This is a genomic window from Neisseria sp. P0009.S007 (genome assembly GCF_051962515.1).
The window spans coordinates 1-797 of sequence record NZ_JBQCVF010000770.1; the positions used below are offsets into that span (position 1 = coordinate 1).

General features: G+C 51.1%; 2 protein-coding genes. Both read left to right on the forward strand.

Going from position 1 to position 797, the window contains the following annotated elements; all coding sequences use genetic code 11:
* A partial coding sequence (gene acpS, locus ACTHS3_RS16250) for a holo-ACP synthase (protein WP_440368538.1) occupies window positions 1–243 on the forward strand: 243 nt, incomplete at its 5' end.
* A gap of 153 nt (window positions 244–396) precedes the next feature.
* The coding region (locus ACTHS3_RS16255) for an NUDIX domain-containing protein (protein WP_440368539.1) at window positions 397–797 on the forward strand (401 nt) is incomplete at its 3' end.

The following is a 797-nucleotide window of genomic DNA, read 5'->3' on the forward strand; positions in this document are numbered from 1 at the left end:
GTCAACTATCTTGCCAAACGCTTTGCCGCCAAAGAGGCTTTTGCCAAAGCCGTCGGTACGGGCATACGCGGCGTGGTGTCTTTCCGCAATATCGGTGTCGGACATGACGCATTGGGCAAGCCTGAATTGTTTTTTGCACCGGCTTTAACCAAATGGCTGGAAGAACAGGGCATCCGAAGCTGCCATCTCAGTATGAGCGATGAAGAGGATACTGTCATGGCTTTTGTCGTTGCGGAAAAATAAGGCCGGATTTTAGTATTCTGAAATAGAGCATCCTTTTCAGACAGCCTGAAGGGTTAGGTATTTGTTGAAGGTCGGGCGTATAGGCCCGATATTGTTTTTTTACGCATAAATCGGCAGGTGTCGCCGCCTGCCGCATATAAGAATAATCTCATGATGACTGAAGACACACGTCCATTGGTGCAAGTGGTTGCCGGAATTTTGCTCGACCAAAACGGCCGCTACCTGCTCAGTTCCCGCCCCGAGGGTAAACCGTATGCCGGCTATTGGGAATTTGCCGGCGGCAAGGTGGAAGCCGGCGAAAGCGATTTTCAAGCCTTGCAACGCGAGTTTAAAGAAGAGCTCGGCATCTGTATCCTTGTCGCTACGCCGTGGCTGACCAAAGTCCATTCCTACGAACACGCACATGTACGCCTGCATTTTTTATGGGTGGAAACCGACCAATGGACGGGCGAAATCCAATCGAGGGAAGGACAGAAATGGGCATGGCAAAAGGCAGGGGATTTTACCGTTGCGCCGATGTTGCCTGCCAATAGCGCATTATTACGCTCCCTATC